Annotated in this window: 24 protein-coding genes; 16 read left to right on the top strand and 8 right to left on the bottom strand. The window is 38.1% G+C overall.

Features of this window, described 5'->3' with window-relative positions:
• Positions 1-88 precede the first annotated feature (88 nt).
• From ACE38V_RS05855 to panF, 5 genes are all read left to right on the top strand, one after another.
• Positions 89-1,711 (top strand): methyl-accepting chemotaxis protein, encoded by a 1,623-nt coding sequence (locus ACE38V_RS05855; RefSeq protein WP_375840271.1) that lies wholly within the window; start codon positions 89-91, stop codon positions 1,709-1,711.
• 160 nt (positions 1,712-1,871) lie between these two features.
• Positions 1,872-2,342 carry a hypothetical protein gene (locus ACE38V_RS05850; RefSeq protein ID WP_375840270.1) on the top strand — a complete coding sequence of 157 codons (471 nt, stop codon included), beginning with the start codon at positions 1,872-1,874 and terminating at the stop codon, positions 2,340-2,342.
• Positions 2,342-2,860 carry a hypothetical protein gene (locus ACE38V_RS05845; RefSeq protein WP_375840269.1) on the top strand — a complete coding sequence of 173 codons (519 nt, stop codon included), beginning with the start codon at positions 2,342-2,344 and terminating at the stop codon, positions 2,858-2,860. The genes ACE38V_RS05850 and ACE38V_RS05845 overlap by 1 nt, the downstream gene beginning before the upstream one ends.
• Positions 2,861-3,395: 535 nt before the next feature.
• The gene (locus ACE38V_RS05840; RefSeq protein ID WP_375840268.1) at positions 3,396-3,680 is read left to right on the top strand and encodes a YhdT family protein; all 285 of its coding nucleotides are present in this window, start codon (positions 3,396-3,398) and stop codon (positions 3,678-3,680) included.
• Positions 3,677-5,125: a sodium/pantothenate symporter gene (panF, locus tag ACE38V_RS05835; protein WP_375840267.1), complete on the top strand. Its 1,449-nt coding sequence runs from the start codon at positions 3,677-3,679 to the stop codon at positions 5,123-5,125. Before ACE38V_RS05840 ends, panF begins: the two co-directional genes overlap by 4 nt.
• 117 nt (positions 5,126-5,242) lie before the next feature.
• Here panF and ACE38V_RS05830 read toward each other — a convergent pair whose 3' ends face one another.
• The 3 genes from ACE38V_RS05830 to ACE38V_RS05820 all read right to left on the bottom strand — a co-directional run bounded on the left by ACE38V_RS05830 (position 5,243) and on the right by ACE38V_RS05820 (position 6,030).
• Positions 5,243-5,548: a MerR family transcriptional regulator gene (locus ACE38V_RS05830; RefSeq protein WP_375840266.1), complete on the bottom strand. Its 306-nt coding sequence runs from the start codon at positions 5,546-5,548 to the stop codon at positions 5,243-5,245.
• A 172-nt stretch (positions 5,549-5,720) separates the two neighbouring features.
• On the bottom strand, positions 5,721-5,867 hold the full coding sequence (locus tag ACE38V_RS05825; protein WP_375840265.1) for a Fur-regulated basic protein FbpA: 147 nt from the start codon (positions 5,865-5,867) through the stop codon (positions 5,721-5,723).
• A 1-nt stretch (position 5,868) separates the two neighbouring features.
• Positions 5,869-6,030 carry a hypothetical protein gene (locus ACE38V_RS05820; protein WP_375840264.1) on the bottom strand — a complete coding sequence of 54 codons (162 nt, stop codon included), beginning with the start codon at positions 6,028-6,030 and terminating at the stop codon, positions 5,869-5,871.
• A gap of 283 nt (positions 6,031-6,313) precedes the next feature.
• On the opposite strand from ACE38V_RS05820, the gene ACE38V_RS05815 reads away from it, so the two are divergent.
• The 3 genes from ACE38V_RS05815 (at position 6,314) to ACE38V_RS05805 (ending at position 9,251) form a co-directional block, all read left to right on the top strand.
• Positions 6,314-7,267, top strand: coding sequence for a DUF561 domain-containing protein (locus ACE38V_RS05815; RefSeq protein ID WP_375840263.1), 954 nt, complete (start codon positions 6,314-6,316; stop codon positions 7,265-7,267).
• A 222-nt stretch (positions 7,268-7,489) separates the two neighbouring features.
• Entirely contained in the window at positions 7,490-8,389 is a 900-nt protein-coding gene (locus ACE38V_RS05810; protein ID WP_375840262.1) for a permease, read from the top strand.
• A gap of 7 nt (positions 8,390-8,396) precedes the next feature.
• Positions 8,397-9,251, top strand: coding sequence for a TIGR03943 family putative permease subunit (locus ACE38V_RS05805; protein WP_375840261.1), 855 nt, complete (start codon positions 8,397-8,399; stop codon positions 9,249-9,251).
• A 39-nt stretch (positions 9,252-9,290) separates the two neighbouring features.
• Here the strand turns inward: ACE38V_RS05805 and ACE38V_RS05800 are convergent, their stop codons facing one another.
• The 3 genes from ACE38V_RS05800 to ACE38V_RS05790 all read right to left on the bottom strand — a co-directional run bounded on the left by ACE38V_RS05800 (position 9,291) and on the right by ACE38V_RS05790 (position 11,877).
• The gene (locus ACE38V_RS05800; protein WP_375840260.1) at positions 9,291-9,941 is read right to left on the bottom strand and encodes a TetR/AcrR family transcriptional regulator; all 651 of its coding nucleotides are present in this window, start codon (positions 9,939-9,941) and stop codon (positions 9,291-9,293) included.
• Between the two features lie 110 nt (positions 9,942-10,051).
• Entirely contained in the window at positions 10,052-11,158 is a 1,107-nt protein-coding gene (locus tag ACE38V_RS05795) for an ABC transporter permease (RefSeq protein WP_375840259.1), read from the bottom strand.
• Positions 11,155-11,877: an ABC transporter ATP-binding protein gene (locus ACE38V_RS05790; protein ID WP_375840258.1), complete on the bottom strand. Its 723-nt coding sequence runs from the start codon at positions 11,875-11,877 to the stop codon at positions 11,155-11,157. Before ACE38V_RS05790 ends, ACE38V_RS05795 begins: the two co-directional genes overlap by 4 nt.
• 487 nt (positions 11,878-12,364) lie before the next feature.
• On the opposite strand from ACE38V_RS05790, the gene ACE38V_RS05785 reads away from it, so the two are divergent.
• The 3 genes from ACE38V_RS05785 to ACE38V_RS05775 all read left to right on the top strand — a co-directional run bounded on the left by ACE38V_RS05785 (position 12,365) and on the right by ACE38V_RS05775 (position 15,813).
• Positions 12,365-13,084, top strand: a complete 720-nt coding sequence (locus tag ACE38V_RS05785; RefSeq protein WP_375840257.1) for a YebC/PmpR family DNA-binding transcriptional regulator — start codon at positions 12,365-12,367, stop codon at positions 13,082-13,084.
• Between the two features lie 112 nt (positions 13,085-13,196).
• Positions 13,197-14,198 carry an aldose 1-epimerase gene (locus ACE38V_RS05780; protein WP_375840256.1) on the top strand — a complete coding sequence of 334 codons (1,002 nt, stop codon included), beginning with the start codon at positions 13,197-13,199 and terminating at the stop codon, positions 14,196-14,198.
• Between the two features lie 7 nt (positions 14,199-14,205).
• Positions 14,206-15,813 carry a M20/M25/M40 family metallo-hydrolase gene (locus tag ACE38V_RS05775; RefSeq protein WP_375840255.1) on the top strand — a complete coding sequence of 536 codons (1,608 nt, stop codon included), beginning with the start codon at positions 14,206-14,208 and terminating at the stop codon, positions 15,811-15,813.
• An 887-nt stretch (positions 15,814-16,700) separates the two neighbouring features.
• Here ACE38V_RS05775 and pepT read toward each other — a convergent pair.
• Both pepT and ACE38V_RS05765 read right to left on the bottom strand, forming a co-directional pair.
• Positions 16,701-17,930 (bottom strand): peptidase T, encoded by a 1,230-nt coding sequence (gene pepT / locus ACE38V_RS05770; protein WP_375840254.1) that lies wholly within the window; start codon positions 17,928-17,930, stop codon positions 16,701-16,703.
• Positions 17,931-18,041: 111 nt separating this feature from the next.
• Positions 18,042-18,848 carry a formate/nitrite transporter family protein gene (locus ACE38V_RS05765; RefSeq protein ID WP_375840253.1) on the bottom strand — a complete coding sequence of 269 codons (807 nt, stop codon included), beginning with the start codon at positions 18,846-18,848 and terminating at the stop codon, positions 18,042-18,044.
• Positions 18,849-19,313: 465 nt separating this feature from the next.
• On the opposite strand from ACE38V_RS05765, the gene ACE38V_RS05760 reads away from it, so the two are divergent.
• The 5 genes from ACE38V_RS05760 (at position 19,314) to ACE38V_RS05740 (ending at position 23,923) form a co-directional block, all read left to right on the top strand.
• Positions 19,314-20,507, top strand: coding sequence for an ABC transporter substrate-binding protein (locus ACE38V_RS05760; RefSeq protein WP_375840252.1), 1,194 nt, complete (start codon positions 19,314-19,316; stop codon positions 20,505-20,507).
• A gap of 88 nt (positions 20,508-20,595) precedes the next feature.
• Positions 20,596-21,474: a branched-chain amino acid ABC transporter permease gene (locus ACE38V_RS05755; RefSeq protein ID WP_375840251.1), complete on the top strand. Its 879-nt coding sequence runs from the start codon at positions 20,596-20,598 to the stop codon at positions 21,472-21,474.
• A gap of 13 nt (positions 21,475-21,487) precedes the next feature.
• The gene (locus tag ACE38V_RS05750) at positions 21,488-22,462 is read left to right on the top strand and encodes a branched-chain amino acid ABC transporter permease (RefSeq protein ID WP_375840250.1); all 975 of its coding nucleotides are present in this window, start codon (positions 21,488-21,490) and stop codon (positions 22,460-22,462) included.
• Positions 22,437-23,216: an ABC transporter ATP-binding protein gene (locus tag ACE38V_RS05745; RefSeq protein ID WP_375840249.1), complete on the top strand. Its 780-nt coding sequence runs from the start codon at positions 22,437-22,439 to the stop codon at positions 23,214-23,216. Before ACE38V_RS05750 ends, ACE38V_RS05745 begins: the two co-directional genes overlap by 26 nt.
• Positions 23,216-23,923, top strand: a complete 708-nt coding sequence (locus ACE38V_RS05740) for an ABC transporter ATP-binding protein (RefSeq protein ID WP_375840248.1) — start codon at positions 23,216-23,218, stop codon at positions 23,921-23,923. Before ACE38V_RS05745 ends, ACE38V_RS05740 begins: the two co-directional genes overlap by 1 nt.
• The last annotated feature ends 33 nt before the right edge of the window (positions 23,924-23,956 follow it).

The raw sequence follows: 23,956 nt of genomic DNA, 5'->3' as shown, positions 1-23,956 counted from the left end.
TATTCATTAAAATGTCAGCTTGCAGGGAAGGGAAAACGGCTCAACTGGAGAATTATTCTATTTATGTGATAAGAATGGGGGGAGATGAGTGAAAAATAGATTACAGTCAAGAAATGCCTATGCTGCTAAGAGTAAGGTTGAACGTGTTGCCCAAAAAATTGAGCAACAAATCAAACGGCATGGATCAGTTGATAAATGTATGGAAGAAATTAGAGTGATCATGGATGAGGAATTAGGTCAGGATGAATATTTCGTTTTCGTTAATAGAGAGGGGAGAGGATTAATTCATACGAATCGTTTGCGGGAAGGCACCCTTTTTCAAGATGAGGTAGGGTTGAAGTCAGCAAATACAAAGGAACCATTATTACAAATGTACGCTCGTAACACGGGAGAGATTTTAATCGATGCTTCATGTCTGGTTATTCAAATGCCTGATGGCAGACAGTATAATTTGCGAATGGGACGAATTGTTCATCGCCCTTTTTTAGTCCCTTTTATTTTTGGACTAGGGATCTTGCCTTCCTTATTTACAGTTTTCCTTGGACGGATTCTTGGTGGGGAAGGGCAGCTTATTTTTTGGATTCCGCTCCTTTCATTGGTTATCGGTATTGGTGGAGCCACTGTTTTTTACAATCAAATACGCAGGCGATTAAATGAATGGTATCAAGTTACACGTAGTATCTCTGCTGGTCATTTAAATATCATGGCTCCAAGCAAAGGAAGAAATCAATTTGCACAGATGGGATATGAATTAAATAAAATCATTATCGGTACGAGAGATATTGTTCAAGAATTAGCGAAATCAGCGTTGGTTACGCAGGAGGTAAGTGAGCATCAAGCTTATGAATCCAGACAATTGTCGCAAACGTTTACGGAAATGTCAGCCATGATGCAGAAATTTCGTGAGGGAACAGAGGAACAATTAGCTTCATTAGAGGAATTTTATACGATGATTGGTCAGATGATGACCGAAGTGAATCAAATGCAGAAGAATACCGATGAAGCCAGGAGGCTATCGAAAATGGTTGCAGACGCATCTAAGCGTGGTCAAAAGGCTATTGATGATTCAGAGGAGGAAATGAATCGCATAGAAATGACAGTTGATGATTCTGTTCAAACCATCATCCAAGTTTCCGATGGAGTGAATCATATTATGCATAAGGTTTCAGCTATCACCAATATTGCACGACAAACTAATATGCTTGCTCTTAATGCATCGATTGAAGCCTCTCGTGCAGGTGCAGGAGGAAAAGGATTTGCTATTGTGGCGAGTGAGGTGAGAAAGCTGGCGGAAAGCACATCTGCATTTGCTTCTGAGATTTTGGAAGCATTACAACAAATTCAGTATCAGGCATTAGACGCAGGAAAAAAAGCTTCTACAAGCATGAATGCTATCAAACGGGGGAAAGATGTTGGGAAGGTGGCAGGTCAAGCGATTGATGAAATGAAAGAAGCGGCGGATCAAGCACAACAACAGGTCATTTCGAATTATCACTTGGCGGAACAGCTAACAACAGATTTTAGTGAAATTGAAAAAATAATTGGAAACCTAACTACGATTTCCGAACAATTTACCGATTCAATGTCGAAGGCAGCAGCAACAATGGAGGAAAAGGTGGGGGGCATTCACCAGCTAGCGGAAAATGCAAAACTTCTTCTAGATCAGTCTCAATCACTGAACAAGATTGTCAAAAGATTTAAGCTGAGTTAATAAAATGTAAGTGTTTAAAAGAGTTGGCGTTCTCTTTTGATAAGTGAACAATGGATTATTTGATAATGCCTTGTTAGAAAAAGTTATTTCAAAAATGGAATGGTATCGCAATCTAAAGGACATACTGATTTTTATCTATTCCAATAGGTTGTGATGATTCATGACATTTGCCTTAATAGGTGCTTTGGCAGTGATTATTCTGGTTCTATTTATGAAATTAAACAAGCATTTAATCATCTTCGAATATCTCTTCTTTTGGTTATTGATTTTATTTGTTTTTACAACCTTATTTGATGTTGGTACCCACCATCATTTGTTTTCGATTTCCAATAAAGTTAGCGACTATTATTCATTGCGACTTACAGAGTTCGTAATTATACCTGTATTGCTATTGACCTTTTTGGATAGAATCTCTACGAGGAAATCAGTAAGGAATAAGTTGGTCATGACCGTTATCATGTTCCTGCTCTTGCTGGGAGTTGAAACAATTCTAAGAAATTGGGTTCAAGCTTTCCAATATGATCAATGGAGCATGGGGAAATCGATGATGACCTGGCTGGGATTCTTTGCTTTTCTGTATATCTCTCATCATATTTTTCAATCATTATGGATAAAAGGGAGATACTCTTAATGTACGGACCGGAGAAGTTTGATCAAAATGAATGGTTTGCTATTATTTCTGGGCTTAGTATGCTTATTCTGATTTTTCTTTTGCCACGACGTCTGCCAACCATCGTAAGTGTTGTTGTTTTTATGATTGGATTGTCCTTTTCTCGATTTTCTGATCATTTATTGGGTTCAGTCGATCCGTTTGACCATTATGATGTGATGGACAGTGGGCAGTTCGAATGGTTTGATTTATTTACGTATTCTCTCTATGGATTCTCAGCTTATTTCTTTATTTATATTTACTCTTGGATGAATCTTAAAGGGATTTGGGCGAAAGCTGTGTATGTGCTAGTATGGTCCTCGATTGGAGTAGGTTTTGAGTATTTTGCTGTATATTTTGATTTTTTCCATTATATCGACTGGCATTATAAATGGTCATTTCTCACTTATCTTCTTGTTCAACCAGTGACCTTGATTCTTTATCACTGGGTAAACGCTACCCATTTCAGACGTGCGGTTGAAAAGGAATCAGAAGAGTGATTGGTGAATAGAAAAGAGTGAATCGGTGGATGGATCGTTCACGTTTTTTTGAAAATCTGAATCTTTATTCAGATTTTTTTTTATGATAAATATCATAGGTTTATTTGAAAAGAGAAGGAAGAAGTATGAGATTTGCCGAAAAATAAATGACTTTTGTCCGCATGAAAAATTTAGTATGATCAATAAAGTGAAACTTCCATCAGTGGGGGTTTTCGACGCACAGGACGTGCTAGTGCAGACGTCGCGCTTTTAGTCTGCCGTTCATCCCCCACTGATGGTTAGTCACGCAAAGCCTGATTGATTTTTCTAAGGGCTGAAGCCCAAAGAAAAATCTTATTTCACTTATCACGCTCAAGGGACGCCACGTCCTGTGGCTTTCGCCTGACTAGGACATCCTGTCCGTCGTCGGACCTTTACGGACAGTTGATCTCCCGCTTATCTTCTTCGTATTCTCAGAATCTTGAAGTGGGAGTCAAAATGTCCGTTAAGAGTGGGATAAATAGAAACAAATCTTGTGTGGCAAGGAGGAATACTGTTGAAAAAGACAGTGAAGGAAGTAGATAGGCGATTTAAGGTAGCCCATCGGGAAGCTCTGATTGGAATCGTACTTGTGATTATCAATTTTGTATGGTGGTATGGATTTGCTTACGGGCTTGGATCTAGAAAAGTAGATGATTATACATACATAATGGGGTTACCTGCGTGGTTTTTCTATAGCTGTGTAGTTGGATTTATTTTTATGGTTATACTTGTAACACTCTGTGTGAAGTTTTTATTTAAAGAGGTACCTTTTGAGGATGAACAGGAGGATTCCAAATGAATTGGGCCGTTATTGCTCCTTTAGTCATCTTTTTAATTGTGATTTTTATAGTTGGTTTTTGGTCTAATAAATTTGTTATTCAATCTAATTCTTTTTTGCAGGAATATTTTCTAGGAGAACGACAATTAGGTGGCTTTATTTTGGCAATGACCATGGTTGCTACCTATGGGAGCGCAAGCAGTTTCATCGGTGGTCCAGGGGTTGCCTACACGCAAGGATTGGGCTGGGTTCTATTGGCTATGGCACAACTTGCTACAGGCTATTTTGTTCTCATGGTATTAGGGAAGAAATTCGCCATTGTGGCTCGTAAATATGAGGCGATAACGTTAATTGACTTTTTGAAAGGACGATATCAAAGTAATGCAGTGGTGTTAATCTCAGCTGCCAGTATTATTATTTTTCTTTTTTCATCGATGACAGCTCAATGGATTGGCGGGGCTCGGTTAGTGGAATCCTTAACGGGTCTTTCATATGTGACGGCATTATTGATTTTCGCGATTTCGGTTCTTGTGTTTGTCATTGTCGGTGGTTTTCGTGCGGTTGCCGTGACGGATGCAGTTCAGGGTGTGGTTATGTTTGTTGGGACGTTAATTTTGCTCATTGCTACGATAAAAGCGGGTGGTGGAATTCCCCATATCATATCAAGCTTACGAGCAGAAAATCCCAATTTAATTAGTCCTTTTGGGGCTGCTCATGATCTAACCCCTCGATATGTTTCATCCTTTTGGATTTTGGTGGGGATTGGTGTAGTCGGCCTTCCACAAATAACCGTTCGGGCTATGTCTTATAAAAATTCAAAAGCCATGCATATGGCTATCATAATTGGGACGATCGTTGTTGGTTTTATCATGCTCGGGATGCATCTGATTGGTGTGTTTGCAAGACCTGTACTTCCTGGAGTCAAAATTGGGGATACGGTTATGCCTTTATTATCAATGAAGGTCTTGCCGCCATTTGCTGCGGGAATTGTCTTAGCTGCCCCAATGGCTGCAATTATGTCAACGGTGGATGCGCTGTTGATTTTGGTGAGTTCAGCGATTGTGAAGGATATTTATATTAATTTTATCAAGCCTCATGCGAAGGAAAGTCATGTGAAAAAGGTCAGCTTTAGTGTGACCGCTTTGATTGGGGTTTTAGTTATTCTTCTGGCATTGAGTCCACCTGATTTAATTATTTGGTTAAATCTTTTCTCCTTTGGTGGATTGGAATCAGTCTTTATTTGGCCAGTAATATTTGGCCTGTATTGGAGTAAAGGAAATAAATATGGAGCGATTACATCCATGTTAGTTGGCATGATTTCGTATATTTTATTTGATCGTTTTTATCCCAATGCCCTTGGGTTGAATACCGTGGTGCTTCCCATTTTGCTTTCCTTGCTTGTTTTTGTTGTGGTAAGCTATGCAACATATTCTAAAAACGCTATTTCTCTACAACTTGAAAAATAGTCTATGTATATCACTATAAAGGAAAAGGGCGCGCTTTCCTTTTTCCTTTATAGTTATTAAAAAGGATTTGATATAAAGTGTGTAAAGCAGAGAAATTATTTTTATGATTGGAAGACATTATTTTCGTATATTGAAATGAGCGTTTAATTGACCGCGGATCATTTGATCACGAATATCTTTCTTTTTGGTTTCATTGATAAAATCCTTCTTGATTTCATAAGTTTGAATGCCTTCCTCTCGTTTGTCCGCAATTTTTAAAAGAAGCTCGATATCAGTAAAGGAATACTTTCTTGTGCCACGCTTTGTTCTTTCAGGGAATATCAAGCCTCGTTCTTCATAATAGCGAATTTTCCTTTCGGATAATCCCGTTAATTCACTGACAATTCCGATCGTAATAACTTTTTTATCTTTATAAGATGACATTTCTCCTCCTCCTTGTTAGATTTTATTCGCTTTATTTTATGAGAGAAAATGGGATATTCATAATTAATTATCCTATGATTTATGATAATTCTCAATTTTTGTGTGAGATTTTCTAACATAAATTACGGTTTTCTCCTCGAAAAGGAGAAAAACCACCCTAAGAGGTGGCTCATTAGCGATTTCGTTTATATAAATTTTGAAGTTCAGTAAGTGTCAGTGAATAAGGGGCTTGATCGGAATGTTGAAAAACACCGGCATCAAACAGCTTTCTGATGTAATACTGTCGAAGTTCTTCCACGGCTTTCCTTATATGAGACATACTATTGTCTTCCCTCCTGTGCGCCATAATGATTCTGAATGGTTCTTAGTAAGTCGTATGCTTGTGAACCTAAAAGGGTGCTTAGTTCTTCAAAAAGTTCATCTCTTTTTATATCCAATTGAATGATTTGGCGGGCCAATTGCAGTTCTTTTGTGTGTACCATTGTTAGTCCCTCCTTAAATATATCTTCATGATCAAATAAATGGCTGAATTTGTATATTCATTTTAGAGGAGATGGAAAGGTGCGTCACTAAATGTGTAAGAAAATCTAACGATATTTTTGTTAATATTCCTTCCCCATTTTTAAAGACTTATATTTTATGAAAAAAATGGTGAAAATAGTGGTTGAAGATTGTTGATAAATAGTAATAAAGCCGATCTGATAAATGTTCCTCCCAGTGCTATATTTATATTTGTAATTCATCATGTTCAACTGGAGGAAAGTCATGAGTATAGCAAAATTATTGGGGATTCGGTATCCCATTTTCCAAGGAGCCATGGCACAAATAGCTTTTGCTCCTCTTGTCAGTGCCGTTTCTAACGCTGGAGGGCTAGGTATTCTCGCTTCAGGTGGTTTAACGGCAGAAGAATTGCAGGCAGAAATTCGCAAAACAAGGCAAATGACAGATAAGCCATTTGCCGTTAACTTAATGCTTATGATGCACAATATTCCTGAGCTTATAGAAGTGATTGTACAAGAGAAAGTGAAAATTGTGACAACGGGGGCAGGTACTCCTGCTCCATATATGGATACGTTTAAAAGGAACGGGATTCTGGTGATACCGGTTATCCCATCTGTAAAAATTGCTAAGAAAATGGAGGCTTTGGGAGTTGCGGCTATCGTTGCTGAGGGGACGGAAGCAGGTGGTCACGTTGGTGAAACAACTACAATGGCCTTATTGCCGCAAGTGGCTAGTGCCGTATCCATTCCCGTTATCGCGGCAGGAGGGATTGCTGATGGACGGGGAGTTGCTGCTGCATTCGCATTAGGAGCACAGGGTGTTCAAGTGGGGACCCGATTCTTAACAACAAAGGAATGCCCAACCCATGAAAATTATAAGCAAGCAGTCCTTAAAGCAGACGATAGGAGTACTATTGTTACAGGACGAAGTATTGGGGGTCCAGTTAGGAGCATTAAAAATCAAATGGTCACTGAATTCCTAACGCTTGAAAGGCAAAACGTATCCCGCAATGAATTGGAGAAATTGACCTTAGGTTCTTTACGGAAAGCAGTATATGAGGGTGATATCGAGCAAGGGTCCGTAATGGCAGGGCAAATTAGCGGTATGTGCAATGAAATCACAACCGTTGAAGAAATGATTAAGGGTATGTTTTCAGATGCACAAGAAGTATTACATCAACTTGGTAGACTAAAAATTATCAGGAATGAGTTTGAATAAGAGCTAGGTAAAATATGAAATAAATACGCAATCTAATGGTAAATGAGGGAGATTCTAGATTTAGATCCCTCATTTTTTTATGGTTTAGTAAGATCATCCCATTTTTATAAGTTTTTGTATATTAATAGTTATTAGTTGAAATGTTTTTGGTCTGGGATTATTCTTCTTTTATGGTTTAAAAAATCAATCTTAGAATATACTCAGGAGATAGTGAGGCAGATTATGTTTGCTAAGTCATTTCTACAGCTGAATACTATATTTATTAGTATTTTAATAGAGGCCCTTCCATTCGTCTTAATCGGTGTTTTCATATCGGGATTTATTCAAATGTTTATTACAGAAGAAATGATTGCGAAGGTTATGCCGAAAAATCGGTTTTTGGCGATTTTATATGGAGCATTGATTGGCTTCTTTTTCCCATCCTGCGAATGTGGAATTATTCCAATTGTTCGGCGCTTAGTGCAAAAAGGGGTTCCTTTACATGTCGGAATTGCTTTTATGCTGACGGCACCTGTTATTAATCCTATTGTATTATTTTCGACGTTTATTGCTTTTGGAAATCAATGGAATATGCCTTTATATCGCGGGGGGCTTGCATTAATTGTAGCGATCATAATTAGTGTGATTATTTCTTATCAATTTAAAGAAAACCAGCTATTAGAGGAAAAGGATCATGGGCATCACCATCATCACCATCATCATTCAAATAAATTAACTTTCTTTCAAAAGTTTATCGGTATGCTGCGACACTCTGTCGATGAGTTTTTTTCAGTTGGAAAGTATGTTATTATTGGAGCTTTTATCGCAGCATCAATGCAAACCTTTATTAAAACTGCTACTTTGCTGCAAATTGGACAAACAGAAGGTTCCGCCCATTTGGTAATGATGGCATTATCTTTTGTTTTGTCTTTATGTTCAGAGGCAGATGCTTTTATTGCATCTTCTTTTAGAAGTACGTTTTCAACAGGCGCTTTAGTAGCCTTTTTAGTTATTGGCCCGATGGTGGATATTAAAAATATGCTTATGATGCTCAGTGCATTTAAAAAGCGCTTTGTCTTTTTCTTAATTTCATATATTGTCATTTTTATTTTTCTTGGATCATTATTAATAAGAGGAGTGTGAGGAGGAAATGTTTCGAACCTATGTTTTAATGCTTTTTACCTATTTCTTCTTTCACCTCCAAGCTTCAGGGAATATTTCGAAATATATCAATATGAAATATGCCTATGTCTCAAAGATTGCCGTAGTGTTATTAGGAATTCTTTTTCTTGTTCAGGCGTATGACACGATTAGATCCAATAAAGAAGATACGGAAGAACTTTCCTGTGATTGCGGCCATGATCATGGCCATGAGAAGGATAAACCCCTTTTTCAACGGTGGTTTATTTATTTTCTTTTTATTTTCCCATTAATTTCTGGTTTTTTCTTCCCGATTGCGACGCTGGATTCTACGCTCGTAAAATCCAAGGGGTTTACCTTTAAACCGATGCAGCAAATCGAATCGGCTGATCGCTATGCACAAACACAGTATTTGCGACCAGATACGAGTATTTATTATGGAAAAGATGGCTATGAAGAGGAAATGGCTAAAGAACTGAAAATGTTCTCCGCGAAAAAGGAATTAAATTTAGATGATAAATTATTCTTAAAAGGGATGGAGACGATTTATCGCTATCCTGGAGATTTTCTCGGAAAAACGGTTGAATTTGACGGCTTTGCTTTTAATGGGGAAAATGTTGATAAGCGACAGGTCTTTATTCTTCGCTTCGGGATTATTCATTGTGTTGCAGATTCAGGTGTTTTTGGTATGCTTGTTGAATTTCCAAAGGACGAGAATATTCCTGATGATAAATGGTTGCATGTGAAGGGAACCTTATCCTCAATTTATTATCAGCCTTTTAAATCAACGATTCCTGTTCTGAATGTGAATAATTGGAGCAGTATTGAGAAACCGAAAGATCCGTATGTCTATCGTGGTTATTAAATGGAAAAGCACACTGCTTTAAAAACAGTGTGCTTTTCTCTATGCTTTCTTATTACCAATTCCGTTCATAATGAATTGAATCGTGCGTTCCGTTTCTAGCTCATCATCCCAATCCAAGTCTGGTAGGAGAATATAGCGAGTAGCTAAATAGCCAAGGATACTCGTGATAGCGAGTCTGGCCAAACTTGCAGGGGGCATTTCGATTAATTGCCCATCCGCTTGATAGCCTTCGATAATATTGGCTACACGATCAAATATCCTTTTCGCAATTAAATCAATAAATTGTTCTCTGAGCTCAGGCTGGAACGGAATTTCTTGAAGCATTATCTTCACGACAGGAAGGATCTTTTTGATTACACCTCTGCGGTTTTCAATGATTGCTCTTAAAAAGTCTTCAACCTGTTCATATTGACGGTTAAGCACTTTGTCAAAATCATCCACAATAAATGGGGCAATCAATCTTGTCATTAAGGGGGTGACAATTGACATAAGCAAATCCTTCTTTGTTTTATAATGCCGAAAAATCGTTCCTTCTGCGACCCCCGCTTTTTTAGCAATTTCATTGGTGGAAGAAGCAGCATATCCTTTTTCCGAGAATGTTTCGATTGCGGCAATAATGATTTTTTTTTGTTTTTCCGTTAGTTTTTCTTCATCAAACAGCTGTTGTATCATCAATTCTTCCTCTGACATAGCTTGCTCCTTTTCTCCTTTATCACTAGTACTAGTTTAATTCAGAAATGGCAAATGTAAAAGTAGAATGCGAATTGTGACCGAATGCTGTATTCCCAGGTGCCTTTTTGTTAAATTTTCCGATATTTCTTTAAGGCAAGTATATTTAAGACAATAAAGATAAGGGCAAATCCTAATAGAATCAATAAGTCATATTGAATATCGCTTAATCCTAATCCCTTATACATGACACTAACTAAGGCGTCTCCTCCATAATACATCGGCATAAATTTCGCAATTACCTGTAGCCAAGTTGCCATCCCCTCGACGGGAAGGATTCCTGCAAAGAAAATCTGCGGGATAATAGCAATGGGAATGAATTGCATCATTTGGAATTCCGAATTAGCGAATGCTGATAATAATATGCCGAGTGTTAATGCGACTAGAGCGAGAAAGATATTAATGATAACTACATTCCATAATGAGCCAACAAGCATGATATCTAAGACTTTTACAGCATAAAAGACCACGATTAGGGTTTGAATTACAGCAAAAATACCGTAACCCAGAATATAACCAAAGACAATATCTCTTCTTAAAATAGGAGTGGCCATTAACCGATCTAGCGTTCCAGTGGTTCGTTCTCTTAATAAGGCAATACCGGAAATAAGAAAGACAAAAAAGAAAACGAAGAAACCGACTAAAATAGGGCTCAGCTGATCAAAAAAGGTGGAATCACTGCTTCCGTATATATAGGAAGTATCAAATTTAGGAGCTTTTGCTTGCTCCAGTTTTAATGGAACACCTTGTAATTTAGTTTGAATATTCTCCATGAAGGCAGATAAATTCTTCGCCTGCGTTTTTGCCAGATCGGCGGCAATTGCTTGTTGAATCTTAATTTGAATGGATTTTGCCGTTGCCGGTTGATCATTCTGCAGTACAATATGATATTGATCATTTTTCAATTGAAGGATGCCATCTAAATCATCATCCTTGATGGTCTGTTTGACCTTATCTAATTGATCATATTGAATGACCTTTAAATCTTTATCCTTTAATTGTTCTATGAGAGTGGAGGAGAGATTGTTTACACCAATTCTCGGAGTGCCAGTTTCCCCATCAAACAAATAATGAAGAAGTGTCAGAATGATTAAAGGCGCAACCATCATAAGGGCAAGAGCCCGCTTATCCCGGAGCATTTGTCGAAAAATTCTACTAACCATGGCAATCGATCTCATTCTTGTTTCCCTCCAGCTTTTAGGAATACTTCCTCTAATGTTTTAATTCCAAAATGATCCTTTAATTCCGCTGGTGAACCACTCGTTATAATTTTTCCGTCTCTTAGCATGGCAAGGCGGTCACATTTCTCTGCTTCATCCATTACATGAGTGGTAACTAAAATCGTTTTTCCTGCGTTTTTTAACCGAGTGATTTCTTCCCAAATGGAGAGTCTTAATTCTGGGTCAATCCCGACGGTAGGTTCATCTAAGATTAATACATCCGGATCCTGTATTAATGCTATAGCCAAGGATAATCGGCGTTTCATTCCACCAGAATAATTTTGCACTCTCTTTTTCAAATCATTGGTCAGATCGACTAAATCTGCAGCATAGGCAATTCGCTTTTTTTGAACATCCTTTTTGAGCTTAAAAAGGGAGGAAAAGAAAGCGAGATTTTCTTCTCCTGTCAAATCATTGTATAAAGCATCCGCTTGCGCCATGTATCCAATTCTTTGCAGTAATTTCAAATTGGGTACAGACATATCCAGTACTTTGACATCCCCGTGTGAAGGGCGATCCATCCCAACGATAAGCTTGACTAAAGTGGTTTTTCCAGAACCGGAAGGACCAATTAAGCCAAATATCTCTCCAGGAGAAACCTTTAAGCTAATGTGATCTAAGACCGTTTTTTTTCCAAAGCTCTTACTTATTTCATGAATAACAATGGTTGAAGTCATTTTGTATGGTGACCTCCTTAAAAGGATAGTGAGTGATTACTCACTTTTATTATAATGCAATTCAATCAAAGGTCAATAGGGATTAGGAAAAAAATGGAGTAGAATTTGACGGAGTGGTTTCGACGGGAATTGAAAAGGGATTTTTCGCGAATAAAATAAGATTTCACTTTCTTTTGCAAAAATGATTCTCATTTTTGCTCATAGTTTCCTCTTTTTCCAGAATTCATCTTGAAGAAATCCCTAGTCTCTATCAAGAAATAGTCTAAACATATTTAACAAAGTTACCCCATCTAACAAGTGATTTAATTATTTCACTAGAATAAATAAAATGGTTAAGATATGGTATAATCATGAAATGAGTCTTCATCTGCAAAAAACAAACTTCTAATATGAAGTGGTCACTTCTCCTTTTAAAAATAGTTGAATTGGTGTCCTATTTCATATTAATATTTTTTTGTATATATAAAGTGGAAAGAGAGTGTTCATTATGGGCCGTAAATGGAACAATATTAAAGACAAAAAGGCGTCAAAAGATGCGAATACAAGTCGAATTTATGCTAAATTTGGCGTGGAAATTTATGTAGCTGCCAAACAGGGTGAACCAGATCCTGAAGCGAACCAAGCATTGAGGTTTGTTCTTGAAAGAGCAAAAACATACAATGTACCAAGACATATTATTGATCGTGCGATTGATAAAGCAAAAGGTGGTTCTGATGAAGCCTACTCAGAACTTCGCTATGAAGGCTTCGGACCCAATGGTTCTATGGTGATTGTCGATGCATTAACAAATAATGTTAACCGTACAGCAGCAGATGTACGTTCTGCATTTGGAAAAAATGGTGGAAACATGGGTGTCAGCGGTTCGGTTTCCTATATGTTTGATAAAACGGCAGTAATCGGCTTTGAAGGAAAGACAGCAGATGAGGCATTAGAACTTCTTATGGAAGCAGATGTGGACGTAAGAGATATTTTAGAAGAAGAAGATTCTGTTATCGTTTATGCTGAACCAGATCAATTCAATGCTGTGCAAGAGGCTTTCAGAAGCGCAGGTGTAACTGAATTCACGGTTGCTGAAATTACAATGTTAGCACAAAATGACATTACACTTCCAGCTGATGCACAAGCACAATTTGAAAAAATGATTGACGTATTAGAAGATCTTGATGATGTTCAACAAGTTTACCACAATGTGGATTTAGGTGAATAATCAATAAAGCAGACCCATGTCGAAAAGCAGGGTCTGCTTTATTCGCATATGAAATCGTATACATATAGCTGTGTGAGAATCTTTCCATATCAATCATCAGGAGGAGGAAGGCATGGGGGCATTCGTTGAGAAAATTCAGTTTTTAGGTGTGAAGGCGATTAAAGCGGGGAATGAATTTTTAGAATTTATCGTTGTTCCAGAGTGGGGCTCTAATTTGATTTCTTTGGTAGATCAAGCAACTGAGACAGAGCTGCTCAGAGTACCAGCAACATTAGAGGAATATTTAAAGGTGCCGATGCTCTATGGAACTCCTATTCTTTTTCCTCCTAATCGGATTGAGAACGGCTCATTTACCTATGAGGGAAAGAGCTATCAGTTTGATATAAATGAAGTGGACAAGCAGAACCATTCCCATGGCTTTGTTCATGATAAACAATGGAAGCTATTGAAAGCAGAGGTATGTGGGGGAAATGTGGAAATCGTGACAGAGTTTGATTCTAGCCATTTTCCCAATGTAATGAGACAATTTCCGCATCATTTTATCCTACGCGTGAGTTATCTGTTGCGTGATCATGTCCTAACGACTCATGCAGAGGTGAAAAATCAGAGTGATTCCCGCATGCCATTAGGTTTTGGTTATCATACGACTTTTTTGTTTCCGCAAGAATCAGCTTTTCTTTATCTTCAGGCAGACAAACGCTGGGTGCTGAATGAACGAATGCTGCCAATCGGTGATTTTGATGAACCGGCAGTTATTGGAAAGTTGAGTAAGGGGACCGATTTAAAGGACGAGATATTAGATGATGTGTTCCTTGCTGCTCCGAAAGAAGAGGGCGGACATGAAGTGAAAATATCCTACCCATCTGAAGGGTTAGATGTCATTTATCAAACGGATGAAAGCTTCAAGCATTGGGTTGTTTTTAATATGGATGGAGAGCATGGATTTATTTGTCCAGAGCCATATACATGGGTAACTAATGCCCCTAATATCAAGCTCTCTCCCTCAATAACCGGGCTTGTGGGTTTAGAATCTGGAGAAACAAAGACCGTGAGCACAAGGATATCTGTTTTCCACAATAGGGATTCAATAAACGATTCTTTTGAAAAGAGGTAGGAGAGAAATGGAACAGCTACTTTGGGGATCACCTGATGCCTTAAGGGAGTTATTAATCGAAATCGTTGGTTGGGATAGTCTGTCATTATCAGAGGGTGAAAAGAAATTTCCTAAGAGATTAAAGGAAAAATTGCAGGAACTTCAGTATTTTAAAGAAAATCCAGCTTTTTTAGAGCTTCATCCGGTAGATCAAGAAAGAAGTTTTCTAACTGCCTTATATAAACATCCAAAATGCAGTGAGACAATCGTTTTATTAAGTCATTTTGATACTGTTAGTATTGAAGAGTATGGAGATCTTAAAAGTTATGCTTATCAACCAAGGATGCTGACAAAATTTTTTCTTGAAAGAAAGACTGAGTTTAAAGAAGAAGTGCAGAGAGATTTGGAATCTGGTGACTATTTATTTGGTCGGGGAACAATGGACATGAAGATGGGAATTGCTATGCATATGAGTCTACTAGAAAAAGCTTCAAGGGAGGAGTGGCCACTTAATCTATTAATGGTAACGGTTCCGGATGAAGAGGTGAACTCAGAAGGGATGCGTGCAGCCGTTTCTAAATTATTGGAGTTGAAGGATGCGCATCAGCTTTCTCTTAAGCTTTTTTTAAATGGGGAGCCTGTTTTTACTAAAGATGAGAAGGATCACAATTATTATATTTACACGGGATCCATGGGGAAAATCATGCCTTCTGCCCTTTTTTACGGAAGGGAAACCCATGTTGGAGAGCCTCTTAGAGGGATGACGGCAAACTATATCGCTTCTTTTTTGACTCAAAGAATGGAGTGGAACAAGACTTTTCAAGAAACCGTTAGGGGTGAGACAACGCCGTTACCTGTAACCTTACAACAAAAGGATTTAAAAAAAGAATATTCCGTTCAAACACCATATCGTGCAGCCGCTCTATATAATGTTTGTCTATTGGAAAGAACCGCAGCAGAAATGATGGATCTTTTTGAAAAGGTGGCTCAGGAAGCTGCGTCTGCCTGTAATGAAGCCTATGGGAGGATTTGCAAAGAAGAGCAGGTTCAACCGATAGGAAAGGTACAGGTTTACCGTTATGAGCAATTACTTCAATATGCCGTGGATAAATTTGGCGATGCATTCATTAAATCATTGAAGGCGGAAATCCATGCAAAGGTAAATGATGATGATCGTGAAAAAGCACTGCAGTTAACCGATGCCCTTATGATTCAATGCCAAGAGCTCGCACCGGCTATTGTTTTATATTATTCCCCACCTTTTTATCCATCGGTGAACTCATCGGAGCATGAGCTTATCAAAAAATGTGTCGATTATATAAAGGAACAAGGGGTAAAGAAATTTAACCTTCCAGTTGAGCAAATCCACTATTTTAATGGGATTTGTGACCTTAGCTATGTCAATTATCAGGGAAATGAAAAAGGGTGGAAAACCTTTGTGGCAAATACGCCCGTATGGGGAGACAGCTATACCATTCCTTTTACGGCGATGTCACAACTACAGGCACCCGTATTAAATATTGGTCCTTTTGGTAGTGATGCTCATAAGCGTACAGAACGGCTTCATATCCAAAGTGCATTTGTTGAGGTACCTGCTTTGGTAGAAGGGATGCTTAAAAGCTTCTTTGTTAATTAAAGATCACGAATCAAGCTCTTACCTAATGATGGGTAGGAGTTTTTTGATTGAAAGAAAGAATAAAGGGTAGTCAAGCCTCCCAGATGATCAAGCTTTGAAATATGCGAAAGAAATGATGCATGGTGGGAGATCAGATGCAAACTTTGTGACTCTGTCTCTCATCCCCTATGTTTTTTTTTTTAAAAGAGATTTAAATGTGTAAATGAAAAAGCACTGGATACTCCTAACGGGTTCCGTTAACTATCGCAAACATTAAAAAGGTAATGCAAAATGTAGGGGTACAATATCCAGTGCACCGCAGCAAAATACACGACATTTTTACTTGCAAATTGATCTACAGAAAAATATTGTTTTTTTAAATTTAAGGTTAGCCTCTGTAATAACTGAATGTTGATTTTACTGTGTATGAAAAATAAACGGAAAAATTCCGTCTAAATTGGGAAATACCCATATTTCCTTAAAAATAAGGGGAATTTTTCCGTTTATATGATCAAAATCTTTGGATTTTGTCTTATTTAGAGCACTTAATCGGAATATCTCCGCTTATATCGGCTTCTTAGGCTTCCTCGATATACATTAGCCGGAAATTCTCTGCCTATAAATTCTCATACCTACACGAAATCGATAAGGAGAAGGCGAAAATGGTTTGTAAACTTTTTAATGCGCATCATTCGTCATTCGCAATCCGAAGAATTAGCCATTAAAAGCAGAAATAGCAAGGGTATAAACCCTTGCTATTTCTAATGTTTTTTCATTTCTCTAGCCTTACCATTTGTCCTACATTTTTGAGTGCAAAAAGGATTACATTTTGGTTTGCATTTTCCTGTGTAAATTGACGTTTTGCGATAGTTACGGAACCTGTAAGGATACTCCAGTGCTTTTTTCGTTTATTTCTCAGCAAAAAGCTTCGTAATTTCGATAATCACGTTGGTTGCTTTCACCATATTATCAACTGAAACATATTCATATTTTCCGTGGAAGTTTTCCCCACCGGTAAAAATATTCGGTGTTGGCAGTCCCATGTAGGAAAGTTGTGAGCCATCTGTACCCCCACGAATTGGGTTTACAAGCGGTTTGATATCTATATTTTCCATTGCCTTGTAGGCGATATCAACAATTTCCTTCACTGGTTCGATTTTATCCTTCATGTTAAAGTATTGATCATGAAGTTCAAGGGCAAGTCGATCTTCTCCGTACTTTGTTTGAAGGTCACTGACAATTTGTTTCATCGTTTCTTTTCGTTGATCAAATTTTTTCTTATCAAAATCACGGATAATATAATACATATTGGTTTGCTCAACATCACCGTTTAATGAAAGGAGATGATAGAAGCCTTCGTATCCATCTGTGTATTCTGGAGCTTCCTTCTTAGGGAGCATTTGGTTTAATTCCATGGCAATTTTGGTTGAATTAATCATTTTTCCTTTAGCAGAGCCGGGGTGGATATTATTTCCTTTGATGGTGATTTTCGCACTTGCAGCATTAAAGCTTTCATATTGTAGCTCTCCAAGTGGACCTCCATCTACAGTATAGGCATATTTTGCTTGGAAGGCTTCGACATTAAATTTATGCGGACCTCTGCCAATTTCTTCATCGGGTGTGAAGGCAACACGAATTGTTCCGTGCTTAATTTCAGGATGCTGAATTAAGTAAGCCATTGCCGTCATGATTTCGGTCACACCAGCTTTATCATCAGCCCCAAGAAGGGTTGTGCCGTCTGTAGTGATGATTGTTTGCCCAATATATTCACGAAGACTTGGAAAATCCTTAGGTGAAAGGACGATATGTAATTCGTCATTTAATGTAATATCATTGCCATCGTAGTTTTCCACAATTTGTGGATTTACATTTTTACCAGTAAAGTCAGTCGCTGTATCTACGTGGGATAAAAATCCAATCGTTGGTATTTCTTTATCCGTATTGGAAGGAAGCGTTGCCATCACATATCCATTTTCATCAATGGTGACATCTGTCATTCCAATGGTTTTTAATTCTTCAACAAGCATACGGAGAAGAGTCCATTGACCTTCTGTTGAAGGGCATGTTTCGCTATTTTCATTGGATTGTGTATCCACTTTTACATAAGAGGTAAATCTTTCGATGATTTCACTTTTCAACTTTCCTTCATCTCCCTAGAACAAGATAATTCCATCATAACATATTATGAAATGCCAATTTAAATAAAATATTTTGATAAATGAAATGATTTTTGATTGGAACTCTGCCTTTTATGATTCGCTTGGAGTTTCATTTTCAGATTCAGCAAAATAGGGCTTATTTACATAGTGGTATAGAACCCCCATTAGGATGCCTCCACCAATCATGTTCCCAATTGTAACGGGAATCAGATTATGGATGACACCTCGAAATGAGATTGATTCTGGATGATTTAAGACTAATGAAATCGCAAAGGTACACATATTAGCAATACTGTGCTCATATCCGGAAATAAAGAAGCAAAACACAAACAACATCATCGTAAATAATTTGGGGCCATCCCCTTTTAAATTCATAGGGATGAAAAAGGCTAAGCAGACAAGCCAGTTACATAAGATCCCTCGGAAAAATAATTGCATGGTTGAGGCATGGATTTTTTTCTCGGCAACCGCTAATAAAAAGCCATTGACCTCCGGATCGTTAAAAAGACCAGTTGTAAAAATAAGCAAGGCAAAAGCCATTGCTCCTAAAATATTGCCCCCATAGCTGTATATCCAAAGCCGGATTACCTCCATCCAGCTCATTTTTTGCCGGAGGGCAGCGAAGGTGAAGTAGAAGGTGTTTCCAGTAAACAAATCCCCTCCGCCATAGGCGATTAAAATGATGGCTGCTCCAAAGGTTAGGGCTGCCATTGGATAGGCTAAGGGGGAGTGAACAAGGTAGAAGAAGTTTCCCGTTTTAAAGGCAACGATAACACCAAAGCCAATAAACATACTGGCTAGCATTGCTCTAGCAATGTAATGCCATTGGTTTTCTTTAAAAACTCTATTTTTTTTTAATGCTAATTTTTCTACTTCCTTTAGAGATAGTACTTCCATATAAAGGTCATCCCCTACCATTAATAAACAAATTTCTATTTGGTAGGGTTACCCAAAATTCGCTTAAGCATGTATTGGGTGATGATTAATAAATATAAATGGAAAGGAATTATTATTCTCATATTAGTTTTTAAAGGAAAGTCATTTCCAATTTATGTATGAAGGTAAGAGCCCTCTAATCGGTGCCAAACTTATCATAATCAAGGCTTATATGGAAGGGCATCAAAGAAATCAGCCATTTAAACGTTTTTGTATGGAATTTCTCTACGAATTCGTTTCAAAAAAATAATATTTTAATAATAGTAAATTGATACTAGACGAATAAAAAGATATCATGTACAATATTTTCAGAATATTATTTTTATTAGGAATAATGACTTTCGTTTGAAAATTGGTACAACAAGGGGATGCGACATACCGAATCGCTTTACAAAATAGTATTAATAAAAAACAGGGGGAAATTCAATGAAAAAGAAAAAGCTAGCAAGTATTTTTCTATCTTTATCTCTAGCAGCTGGTGTTATGGCTGGTTGTAGTGGTTCAAAGAGCAGTGGGGGCAGCGAAAGTTCAGGTACTAAAGGTGGAGACACCATTAAAATTGGTGCAAATCTAGAGTTATCCGGACAAGTGGCATCTTATGGATCATCCATTGAACAAGGTCTTGAACTGGCAATTGACGAGATTAATAAAGATGGCATTGATGGCAAGAAAATTGAGCTTGTTAAAGTAGACAATAAGTCTGATGCTGCAGAGGCTACTAGTGGTGCACTTAAATTGCAAAGCCAAGATAAAGTAGCCGCAATTATTGGTGCAGCTACAAGTACAAATACTTTAGCACAGGTCCAAGTTGCTGAAGAAAACAAAATTCCGCTTATTACACCTACAGGTACAAGTCCAGACATCACTAGTAAAGACGGAAAAGTGAAAGATTATATTTTCAGAACATGCTTTATTGACCCATTCCAAGGTCAAGTGGCAGCAAACTTTGCTACTCAAGATTTGAAATCTAAGAAAGCTGCTATCTATATTGATAGTGCAAGTGATTATGCAAAGGGTCTTGCAAAAGCATTTAAAGAAGTTTATGAGAAAAATGGTGGGAAAGTTGTTGCCGAGGAAGCTTACGTTGCGAAGGATACTGACTTCCATTCAACATTAACTCGTATCAAAGCAGCTAAACCAGACTTTGTATTCGTACCAGGCTACTATGAAGAAGTTGGTCTAATTGTAAAACAAGGTCGTGAATTAGGCATTGATGTTCCATTCATGGGTGGAGATGGTTGGGATTCTCCTAAGCTAGTAGAACTTGCTGGTGGAGAAGCATTAAATAATACATTTATTACAAACCACTATTCTTCCGGAAACACAAAAGATCAAAAGGTTCAAGACTTTGTAAAAGCATTTGGAGCGAAATATGACGGAAAAACTCCTGATGCCTTCAATGCTCTTGGATATGACACAGCTTACTTCTTAGCTGATGCAATCAAACGTGCAGGTTCAGCAGATCCAGCAAAAATTCAAAAGGCTCTTGCTGAAACAAAAGACCTAGCATTAGTATCAGGTAACTTAACTCTTGATGAAAATCATAACCCAGTTAAATCAGCTACAATTCTTGAATTCGTTGACGGAAAACAACAGTTTAAGACAATTGTAAATCCTTAAGATTTGGATTTTTACAAAGAAATTGGGGGCTATGTCCCCCTTTTCTTTTCAAAATTAATAAAAATAGCACTTTCAAGGAGAGTTCATTATGGAACTAGTACAACAGTTAGTGAATGGAATATCACTCGGTAGTATTTATGCTCTAATTGCCTTGGGCTATACAATGGTTTATGGAATCGTTAAATTAATTAACTTTGCTCATGGTGATGTATTTATGGTGGGAGCCTTTGTTGGGTTTTATTCCATAACCGTTCTTCATCTGTCTTTTTTCCCTGCATTACTTCTAGCGATGGCCGTATGTGCAATATTTGGGGTTATCATTGAGCGCATCGCCTATAAGCCATTGCGAAATGCCACACGTATTGCTGCCTTAATTACAGCAATCGGTGTTTCATTGCTTATTGAGTATGGAATGATCTATATTCGTGGAGCGCAGCCTGAAGCCTATCCTTCAGATGTACTATCGGTAGGAGACTTGCATGTTTTTGGTGTAACCATAAGCGGTCAATCGATCTTCATATTATGTATCTCCATTGCACTTATGATTATTCTCCAATTTATCGTTCACAAAACAAAAATCGGAAAAGCCATGCGTGCTGTTTCTCATGATGCCGAAGCAGCAACCTTAATGGGGATTAATGTCAACAATACCATCTCTGCAACATTCGCCATTGGTTCAGCATTAGCCGGAGCAGCTGGTGTCATATTTGGGGTATATTACACAAAAATTGAACCGTTAATGGGAATTATTCCAGGGTTAAAAGCCTTTGTAGCCGCAGTCTTAGGGGGAATTGGCATCATTCCGGGAGCAATGGTCGGCGGACTTGTACTTGGAGTCATTGAAGCACTAGTTAGTGCACTAGGCTATTCGCTCTGGCGTGATGGGGTAGCCTTTGTTGTTCTAATCCTTATTCTTTTATTCCTTCCAACTGGTTTATTCGGTAAAAACGTAAAAGAGAAAGTATAGGGGAGACAAAAAAATGACAAATATTAAACGTACAGTAGGCTTTTGGCTCTCGGTTGTAGCGGCATTTATTTTCTTTTTCGTCATTCAGTTTTTAATTAATGGACAAATTTTAAATTCATTTTATATTAATACCTTATACTATATGGGCATTAATATTATCTTGGCCGTAAGCTTACATTTAATTATTGGAATAACAGGGCAGTTCTCTATCGGACATGCAGGATTCTTAGCCGTAGGGGCTTATGCTTCAGCGATTATTACGATGAAACTGCAGCTGCCGTTTTCTTTAGGATTATTAGCTGGAGGGACTGCAGCAGCAATTGCCGGGTTGATTATTGGAATCCCAAGCCTTCGTTTGAAGGGGGATTATCTTGCGATCGCAACGCTAGGATTTGGTGAGATTGTTCGGATTGTCCTATTGAACCTTGACTATGTAGGCGGGGCAAGTGGAATGCAAGTATCTCACTTGACTACATGGCCATGGGTATTCGGTTGTATGTTCTTAACCATTCTTGTCATTGTGAATTTTACAAATTCAACTCATGGTAGGGCATGCATCTCGGTTCGCGAAGATGAAACGGCTGCGGACGCCATGGGAATCAATACGACTTATTATAAGGTGCTAGCTTTTGCCATCGGCGCTTTCTTTGCTGGTGTGGCTGGCGGATTGTATTCCCATAATTTTTATATCATCCAGCCTTCTAACTTTGGATTTCTCAAATCTTTTGATATTTTAATCTTTGTTGTATTAGGAGGACTTGGAAGCTTGTCTGGCTCTGTCATTGCTGCTATTCTTCTAACGATTGTTACAACATATCTTCAAGACTATCCAGAAACAAGAATGATTATCTATAGCTTGGTATTAATCATCATGATGATTTATCGCCCTCAAGGTTTGATGGGAACAAAAGAGCTTACATCATTCTTTAAAAAACGCAAATCGGTTGAAGGAGGTCCCACGGATGGCAGCAAACACACCGTTGCTTAAAGTAGATCATGTCGGAATCCGTTTCGGTGGCTTAAAAGCAGTATCAGATGTGAATTTAGAAATGAATAAAGGAGAGCTTATTGGATTAATTGGTCCAAATGGAGCTGGGAAAACGACCTTTTTTAACTTGTTGACGGGCGTATATGTTCCAACAGAGGGAACGATTACCCTTAATGGAGAGAAATTAAATAAGGTTCCACCATATAAAATTAATCGCAAAGGAATTAGTAGAACGTTTCAAAATATCCGCCTTTTTGGCGATTTATCGGTTATAGATAATGTAAAGGTAGCCTATCATTCTCTTGCGAAGCATAGCTTTATTAGTTCCATTATTCGCCTTCCATCCCATTTTAAAGGGGAAAGGGAAATGCATGAAAAGGCAATTGAATTTCTTAAAATCTTTAGTCTAGATGGGTATAAGGATGAGTTAGCGAAGAACTTGCCTTACGGTCAGCAAAGACGTTTGGAAATTGCTCGGGCTCTTGCTGCCAATCCAAGGGTTCTTTTACTGGACGAACCAGCGGCAGGGATGAATCCTCAGGAAACGAAAGAATTAATGAATCTAATCGCTTTTATCCGAGAAAAATTTGGGTTAACCGTTCTCTTGATAGAGCATGATATGCAGCTTGTTATGGGAGTTTGTGAACGTATTTATGTACTAGATCACGGACAGTTAATCGCACATGGTACGCCTGATGAAATAAGAAATAATCCAAAGGTTATCGAGGCGTATTTAGGCGAGGAGGTTTCATAATGCTAAAAATAGAAGACATCAATGTTTATTATGGAAATATACACGCGCTAAAAGGGGTTTCCCTTGATATCGATGAAGGGGAAATCGTGACGCTTATTGGTGCCAATGGTGCCGGGAAAAGTACTTTGCTAAAAACGGTTTCAGGTCTGTTAAAACCGAAGCAAGGGCAAATTTTGCTTGAAGGACATTCTATTGCCGGAAAGCAAGCCGTCTCGATTGTAAAACAAGGAATTTCCCATGTTCCAGAGGGACGCCGCGTATTTGCCAATATGACCGTTGAGGAAAACCTAGAATTAGGCGCTTACTTACGGAAAGATAAGGATGGAATCAAAAAGGATATGGCGAAAGTCTATGACCTTTTTCCCCGTCTTTTAGAACGCCGTAAACAGCAATCAGGTACGTTGTCAGGTGGGGAGCAGCAAATGCTTGCAATGGGACGTGCTTTAATGGCTCGGCCAAGGCTATTATTATTAGATGAGCCTTCAATGGGGTTAGCACCAATCTTAGTTAAAACGATCTTCCAAATTATCGAGGAAATTAACAAGACAGGTACCACGATTTTATTAGTTGAGCAGAATGCCCATATGGCGCTATCAATCGCGAATCGTGCCTATGTTATTGAAACGGGTCGCGTGGTGTTATCTGGTACTCCGGAAGAGCTGAATGCAAGTGAACAAATTCGACAGGCTTATTTAGGTGGAGCCTAATGTAGTGGAGTCCTTAGAGGCAATTTTCAAAAT

Origin of the sequence: Cytobacillus sp. Hz8 (assembly GCF_042263505.1) — a bacterium.
Taxonomy (GTDB): domain Bacteria; phylum Bacillota; class Bacilli; order Bacillales; family Cytobacillaceae; genus Bacillus_BE.
Note: the sequence above shows the minus strand (reverse complement) of the source record. Positions and strands in the feature narration are given on the sequence as shown.

Excerpts from the sequence above, each read along its gene's own strand:
- ACE38V_RS05760 (WP_375840252.1), top strand. The coding sequence starts at position 19,314 with ATGAAAAAGAAAAAGCTAGCAAGTATTTTTCTATCTTTATCTCTAGCA.
- ACE38V_RS05815 (WP_375840263.1), top strand. The coding sequence starts at position 6,314 with ATGAGTATAGCAAAATTATTGGGGATTCGGTATCCCATTTTCCAAGGA.
- ACE38V_RS05800 (WP_375840260.1), bottom strand. The coding sequence starts at position 9,941 with ATGTCAGAGGAAGAATTGATGATACAACAGCTGTTTGATGAAGAAAAA.
- ACE38V_RS05755 (WP_375840251.1), top strand. The coding sequence starts at position 20,596 with ATGGAACTAGTACAACAGTTAGTGAATGGAATATCACTCGGTAGTATT.
- ACE38V_RS05745 (WP_375840249.1), top strand. The coding sequence starts at position 22,437 with ATGGCAGCAAACACACCGTTGCTTAAAGTAGATCATGTCGGAATCCGT.
- ACE38V_RS05825 (WP_375840265.1), bottom strand. The coding sequence starts at position 5,867 with ATGTCTCATATAAGGAAAGCCGTGGAAGAACTTCGACAGTATTACATC.
- ACE38V_RS05740 (WP_375840248.1), top strand. The coding sequence starts at position 23,216 with ATGCTAAAAATAGAAGACATCAATGTTTATTATGGAAATATACACGCG.
- panF (WP_375840267.1), top strand. The coding sequence starts at position 3,677 with ATGAATTGGGCCGTTATTGCTCCTTTAGTCATCTTTTTAATTGTGATT.
- ACE38V_RS05810 (WP_375840262.1), top strand. The coding sequence starts at position 7,490 with ATGTTTGCTAAGTCATTTCTACAGCTGAATACTATATTTATTAGTATT.
- ACE38V_RS05790 (WP_375840258.1), bottom strand. The coding sequence starts at position 11,877 with ATGACTTCAACCATTGTTATTCATGAAATAAGTAAGAGCTTTGGAAAA.
- ACE38V_RS05850 (WP_375840270.1), top strand. The coding sequence starts at position 1,872 with ATGACATTTGCCTTAATAGGTGCTTTGGCAGTGATTATTCTGGTTCTA.
- ACE38V_RS05845 (WP_375840269.1), top strand. The coding sequence starts at position 2,342 with ATGTACGGACCGGAGAAGTTTGATCAAAATGAATGGTTTGCTATTATT.
- ACE38V_RS05820 (WP_375840264.1), bottom strand. The coding sequence starts at position 6,030 with ATGGTACACACAAAAGAACTGCAATTGGCCCGCCAAATCATTCAATTG.
- ACE38V_RS05780 (WP_375840256.1), top strand. The coding sequence starts at position 13,197 with ATGGGGGCATTCGTTGAGAAAATTCAGTTTTTAGGTGTGAAGGCGATT.
- ACE38V_RS05830 (WP_375840266.1), bottom strand. The coding sequence starts at position 5,548 with ATGTCATCTTATAAAGATAAAAAAGTTATTACGATCGGAATTGTCAGT.
- ACE38V_RS05775 (WP_375840255.1), top strand. The coding sequence starts at position 14,206 with ATGGAACAGCTACTTTGGGGATCACCTGATGCCTTAAGGGAGTTATTA.
- ACE38V_RS05805 (WP_375840261.1), top strand. The coding sequence starts at position 8,397 with ATGTTTCGAACCTATGTTTTAATGCTTTTTACCTATTTCTTCTTTCAC.
- ACE38V_RS05795 (WP_375840259.1), bottom strand. The coding sequence starts at position 11,158 with ATGAGATCGATTGCCATGGTTAGTAGAATTTTTCGACAAATGCTCCGG.
- ACE38V_RS05785 (WP_375840257.1), top strand. The coding sequence starts at position 12,365 with ATGGGCCGTAAATGGAACAATATTAAAGACAAAAAGGCGTCAAAAGAT.
- ACE38V_RS05750 (WP_375840250.1), top strand. The coding sequence starts at position 21,488 with ATGACAAATATTAAACGTACAGTAGGCTTTTGGCTCTCGGTTGTAGCG.
- ACE38V_RS05765 (WP_375840253.1), bottom strand. The coding sequence starts at position 18,848 with ATGGAAGTACTATCTCTAAAGGAAGTAGAAAAATTAGCATTAAAAAAA.